General features: G+C 55.9%; 7 protein-coding genes. 4 read left to right on the forward strand and 3 right to left on the reverse strand.

The annotated features are described in order from the left end of the window. The coding region (locus AC9UEO_RS03095) for a ribonuclease E/G (protein ID WP_509529692.1) at positions 1-625 on the reverse strand (625 nt) is incomplete at its 3' end. Positions 626-1135: 510 nt separating this feature from the next. Here AC9UEO_RS03095 and AC9UEO_RS03100 point away from each other — a divergent pair. The 4 genes from AC9UEO_RS03100 to AC9UEO_RS03115 are packed head-to-tail and all read left to right on the forward strand — an operon-like array spanning position 1136 to position 4124. Next, positions 1136-2134 (forward strand): RluA family pseudouridine synthase, encoded by a 999-nt coding sequence (locus tag AC9UEO_RS03100; protein ID WP_509529695.1) that lies wholly within the window; start codon positions 1136-1138, stop codon positions 2132-2134. Further along, complete coding sequence (locus AC9UEO_RS03105; RefSeq protein WP_509529697.1) at positions 2103-2774, forward strand: HAD family hydrolase; 672 nt, start codon at positions 2103-2105, stop codon at positions 2772-2774. The genes AC9UEO_RS03100 and AC9UEO_RS03105 overlap by 32 nt, the downstream gene beginning before the upstream one ends. Further along, positions 2767-3132 carry a Rieske (2Fe-2S) protein gene (locus AC9UEO_RS03110; protein ID WP_509529699.1) on the forward strand — a complete coding sequence of 122 codons (366 nt, stop codon included), beginning with the start codon at positions 2767-2769 and terminating at the stop codon, positions 3130-3132. Before AC9UEO_RS03105 ends, AC9UEO_RS03110 begins: the two co-directional genes overlap by 8 nt. 2 nt (positions 3133-3134) lie before the next feature. Further along, complete coding sequence (locus AC9UEO_RS03115) at positions 3135-4124, forward strand: S49 family peptidase (protein WP_509529701.1); 990 nt, start codon at positions 3135-3137, stop codon at positions 4122-4124. Between the two features lie 26 nt (positions 4125-4150). Here AC9UEO_RS03115 and AC9UEO_RS03120 read toward each other — a convergent pair whose 3' ends face one another. Continuing rightward, positions 4151-4921: an SAM-dependent methyltransferase gene (locus AC9UEO_RS03120; protein WP_509529704.1), complete on the reverse strand. Its 771-nt coding sequence runs from the start codon at positions 4919-4921 to the stop codon at positions 4151-4153. Next, positions 4914-5513: a Maf family nucleotide pyrophosphatase gene (locus tag AC9UEO_RS03125; protein WP_509529706.1), complete on the reverse strand. Its 600-nt coding sequence runs from the start codon at positions 5511-5513 to the stop codon at positions 4914-4916. The genes AC9UEO_RS03120 and AC9UEO_RS03125 overlap by 8 nt, the downstream gene beginning before the upstream one ends. Positions 5514-5669 lie beyond the last annotated feature (156 nt).

The raw sequence follows: 5669 nt of genomic DNA on the forward strand, positions 1-5669 counted from the left end.
ATTCTTGGTAAATCAAGAAAGCACCTTTTGCGCCACTGGCCCCATCGATGGCGGTCCACAGTTTCAATAGGTAGTTCAAGTCCCATTGCAACTCTGGGGCGCTTCTGCCGATGCCAGCGGTGCGGGCAATGATGGACATGCCATTGGGGTATTCCAACTGGTCCATGGCTTCTTTGAGTTCAGCGCGGTCGTCACCCTCGATGCGACGACTGACACCCCCGCCTCTGGGGTTGTTGGGCATGAGCACCACATAGCGACCGGCCAAGCTGATGAAGGTGGTGAGGGCCGCGCCTTTGTTGCCGCGCTCTTCCTTTTCCACCTGGATCAGCATTTCCTGACCCTCTTTGATCACGTCCTGAATGCGGGCTTGGGAAGCTGACACATTGCCAGAGAAATACTGTTTAGAGATTTCTTTGAATGGCAAAAAGCCATGACGCTCTTCACCGTAATCGACAAAACAAGCCTCAAGCGAGGGTTCGACCCGGGTGACCACAGCTTTGTAAATATTGCCTTTGCGCTGTTCGCGCCCTTCAATTTCGATTTCGTAGTCTAGGAGTTTTTGTCCGTCGACGATGGCCAAGCGGCGCTCTTCGGCCTGGGTGGCATTGATAAGCATCCGTTTCATGATGCGTTCCTTTTCATAGCATTACAACAACACAGGTCCATGTCGGACCAACGATGCCGCAAGCCAATGCTGGAAAAAGAAACGGGGAACCGGACAGCTACAGAGATCGGCGCGTCAACGGCGCCGACGCTCCTGCGGGGGAGGGTTAGGCGTGATGCGAATACGAACAGGCTGGGCTTGAGGCGCCAGTGGGTTCGAGGGGAAGCGGGTGCGGGGCTGTGAAGCGCTCGTGCCTGACGATGGCAACAGCCAAGTCAAACAAAATTTCAACATAACCAACACCAGATTCATGCTTATCTATCTCGCTTTGATCCTCTGTCGGTTTAACGCAAACCGGCAGCTGGGGTATTTCGTTTCAAGGTTTTCCAAGGCATCGGCTCGTCTTGTGGTGCAGGGCAGACCGCAAAGGGCGGTTGGGCGTCCGGCGGCCACAATGGGCATCGACCTCTCAGCGCTGGTAGGACGTGCTCTAATCTCTTATTCAAATCAAGCACTTAGAACCTGGCACTGGTGAAGAACATTATAGACGCTGAACAAATCCCTGTCGCGGCAGCTGTCCAAGCCCTGACCGTGGACGAAGAATCGGCCGGTCAACGCTTGGACAATTTTCTGATTCGCTACTTAAAAGGTGTGCCCAAGACCCACGTCTACCGCATCATTCGCACCGGCGAGGTGAGGGTCAACAAGGGCCGTGCCAGCGCTGACACGCGTGTCCAAACCGGCGATGTGGTGCGCATTCCCCCGGTTCGCGTGGCCACCCCCGACGCTGATGCGCTGCCCGTGCCTGGGCGGGAATTCCCCCTTCTGATGGAGGACGAGCACATGTTGGCCATCAACAAACCCGCAGGTGTCGCGGTGCATGGCGGCAGTGGGATCAGCTTTGGTGTGATCGAGCAATTGCGCCAAGCCCGACCGGGTGCTCGTATGTTGGAGTTGGTGCACCGCCTAGACCGTGAAACCTCGGGCGTGCTACTGGTGGCCAAAAAGCGCAGTGCGCTCACCCGCTTGCAAGACCAGTTCCGCGACCGTGAAACTGGCAAAACTTACCTTGCCTTGGTTCATGGGCAGTGGCCCTCCAACAAAAAAGTCATCGATTTACCTTTACAGCGCTACTTGCTGCCAGACGGGGTGAGTGAAGGCGAGCGCCGCGTGCGTATCGCGGCCCTGACAGACCCAGGCGCTCAACGCGCCATCACCTTGGTGCGGGTTGCACGTTTGGTGGGAGACTTCAGCTTGTTGGAAGTCACCATCAAAACCGGACGTACCCACCAAATTAGGGTGCATCTGGCCAGCCAAGGCTATCCCATTGTGGGGGACGACAAATACGGCGACTTCAGCCTGAACAAACGCCTTGCAACGCAGGGCTTAAAGCGCATGTTCTTGCACGCTTGGCGGTTACAGTTCATCCATCCTAGTTTGGGCAAACCGCAGACTTTGCAGGCTGATTTGCCCCCCGAATTACAACAGTTTGTTGACCATGTCCAACCTCCACCGCTCGCGCCAATTTGACCTGATCGCCTTCGATTGGGACGGCACCTTATACGACTCCACGCAAATCATCGTACGCTGTATACAGGCGGCGGTGACTGATGTCGGGGGACAAGCCCCCAGTAACGAACAAGCGGCGTATGTGATTGGCATGGCCTTGATGCCCGCATTGGCCCACGCCGCCCCTGATGTCCCCAAAGAAAAATATCCCCTGCTTGGTGAGCGCTACCGTTACCACTACGCCTTGCACCACAACGATTTGTCTTTGTTTGATGGGGTCATGCCCTTGCTTCAAGCGCTGCATGAGCGCCAGCATTTGTTAGCGGTTGCCACTGGCAAAAGCCGCAAAGGCTTGGATGAGGCCCTGCACCAAGTGGCATTGCGCGGCATTTTTGATGCTTCGCGTACCGCTGACGAGACCGCTGGCAAGCCCGACCCGCGCATGTTGCAAGAGTTGATGGCCGAGTTGGGTGTCACGCCCGAGCGTACCTTGATGATTGGCGACACCACCCATGATCTGCAAATGGCCAACAACGCCGGTTGCGCCAGTGTGGGCGTGAGTTATGGCGCCCATGGCAGGTCTGGTCTGGAAGATTTTCATCCACGCGCAGTGGTGCACAGCGTCGCCGAACTACACACTTGGTTGCTTGACCATGCCTGAACTGCAACCCCTGTGCAACAGCGCCGATTTGCAAGAGGGCGGCCTGGCCGTGCCTTTCGATGTGGTTTATGCCGGTCAAACCTGTCGTGCATTTGCAGTCAGGTTTGAAGGTCAGGTCAATGCTTACCTCAACCGCTGCAGCCACATTGCCATGGAAATGGATTACCAGTCCGACCGGTTTTTCGATCCCGATGGCCGTTGGCTGTTGTGCGCCACCCATGGTGCGACCTATGCGCCTGACACGGGCGACTGTGTGGGCGGTCCCTGCCGTGGGGGCTTGGTGAAAATTAACCTTTCAGAAACCGATGGCGTGGTGCACTGGCATACTGAATACAACTTGAAGCCTTTGGAATTTTGAATATGACAACCGAGAACGACTCCCTTAACGATACCCCTGCTATTGACAAAAACCCTGGTGAACCTGGGTGGGAGCGACAAGCTCTAGAGCGATTGGTGATGGCCCAAATCGCCGAGCAGCGAGCAGCCAGACGCTGGCGCATTGGTTTTCGCTTTTTGTGGCTGGCCTTGGCTGGTGCATTGCTGTGGTTCAGCACGCACCACAACAAGGCCGCAACCTCGGCCAACCCATCCTCACACACCGCTTTAATTGAAATCAAGGGTGAAATTGACAGCGAAGCCAATGCCAACGCCGACGCCATCATGACCTCGTTGCGCAGCGCCTTTGAGGATGAGGGCGCTCAAGCGATTGTGTTGTTGATCAACTCTCCTGGTGGCAGCCCCGTGCAAGCCGGCATGATCAACGATGAGATCCGTCGCCTCAAAGCCTTGCATCAAAAACCGGTGTATGCGGTGGTCGAGGAAACCTGCGCCTCAGCGGCTTATTACATCGCGGTCAGTGCGGACAAAATCTTTGTCGACAAGGCCAGCATCGTCGGAAGTATTGGTGTGTTGATGGACGGATTTGGTTTCACTGGCCTGATGGACAAGGTGGGCGTGGAGCGGCGCTTACTTACCGCCGGAGAGAACAAAGGCTTTTTGGATCCTTTCACCCCGCAGTCGAAACAGCACCGCGCCTATGCGCAAAATATGCTTGATCAAATCCACCAACAGTTCATCAAGGTTGTGCGTCAAGGGCGGGGAGACCGTTTGAAAGAAAACCCCGAAATTTTCAGCGGTTTGTTTTGGAGTGGACAAAAATCTATCGAGCTGGGTTTGGCCGATGCCTATGGCACGCTCGACAGCGTAGCCCGTGATGTGGTTAAGGCCGAAGACATTGTGGATTACACCCGCCAAGACAATGTGGCTGAACGCTTGGCCAAACGCTTTGGCGCTGCCTTTGGCGAGGCGGTGGTCAAGGCGTCGTTGAATGTCGTACCGCATTTACGCTGAGCATTCAGGGTTTTCAAGACCTCAATTCAAGGCCCAAAGGCAAACACCACTGGCGTGTGTTTGTCTGGTTTGGGGTTCAGGCGTTTCCAATCAACCACCCTCAAGCTCTGTATTTTCATCTGCGGCAAGGTCAATCCACTGCAAATAGCCAATCGGGTGCTGTCCTTTAAAGATCCCAGCAAGGCTGCCATGACAGCGGCATTGCGGTAAGGCGTCTCGATCAAGATTTGGGTTTGACCACTTTGCAAGGCCAGCTTTTCAAGATTGGCAAGATGTTGGTTGCGTTGTGCGCTGTCTTGCGGCACATAGCCGACAAAAGCAAATGACTGCCCATTGAGCCCGCTGGCGGCCAAAGCCAAGACCAAAGAGCAGGGTCCTACCAAAGGCACCACAGCCAAACCCAAGTCATGGGCGGCACGGACCAAGGAGGAGCCAGGGTCGGCCACCGCCGGCATACCGGCTTCACTCAGCAAACCGATATCAATGCCTTGCACAGCTACTTGCAACAAGGCTTTGGCGTCCCACGCTGTGCCGTGGTCGCCTTTTTTATGCACTTCTCTGGGCAATTCAACGATGGTTTGTGCCTGCAAAGCGGTTGCAAGCGGTTTATAAGCGTCAATGCGTTTAAGCAAAGCGCGGGCAGATTTGGCGTTTTCACACACCCAATGCGACAAGCCTGCTGCCACTTCCATGGTGTGCAGAGGCAGCACCCAGTCCAACGGCACTTGGGTGTCGCAATGAAAATCCAGCGGCGCAGGAACCAAATACAGCGCACCCCTAAGTGAACTATCAGTCATACAAAGGCATTCCGGCAGCACGCAACAAGCGGCAGGTAAGTATCAATGGCAGACCCACCAAAGCGGTGGGGTCTTGGTTGTCGATGCGCTCCAGCAAAGCAATACCCAAACCTTCGCTTTTGGCGCTGCCCGCGCAGTCATAAGGCTGTTCAGCTTGTAAATAGGCCTCAATGGCGGCGTCGCTGACATGGCGAAACTGCACTTTCACCTGCGCCAACTCGCTTTGGGCAAACCCTGTGGCCATGCACACCACCGATACCGCGGTTTGAAAGACCACGGTTTGCCCACGCATTTGCTGCAATTGCGCCACTGCGTTGGCATGGTTGCCCGGCTTGCCCAAGGGTTCGCCATGCAAATCTGCCACTTGGTCCGAGCCAATCACGATGGCTTGCGGAAAACGCTGGGCCACCGCTTGGGCCTTGGCCAACGCCAAGCGAAGTGCTAAATCTGCTGGTTTTTCGCCAGAAAGAGGGGTTTCGTCGACCTCTGGGCGTTGCACCTCAAAAGGCAGGCGCAAGCGCTGCATCAACTCCCGCCGGTAAGGCGAGGTCGAGCCAAGGATGAGGGTGCGGCGCGAGGGCGAATCAGACATGAGGAGGATTCTCTTACACTGACTCGCATGAAAACCTCGGACACTCTTTTGTCGCTGGAACTCCAGCCATGGGCCATGGCGGGGGGTGCGACGACCCAGAGCACGCCGCTGGCAAACTTGTCAAGGGTGGCTCAGGTCTCATTACCGCCCGCCCAG

The sequence above is a fragment of the Limnohabitans sp. genome (assembly GCF_040401495.1).
GTDB lineage: Bacteria > Pseudomonadota > Gammaproteobacteria > Burkholderiales > Burkholderiaceae_C > Limnohabitans.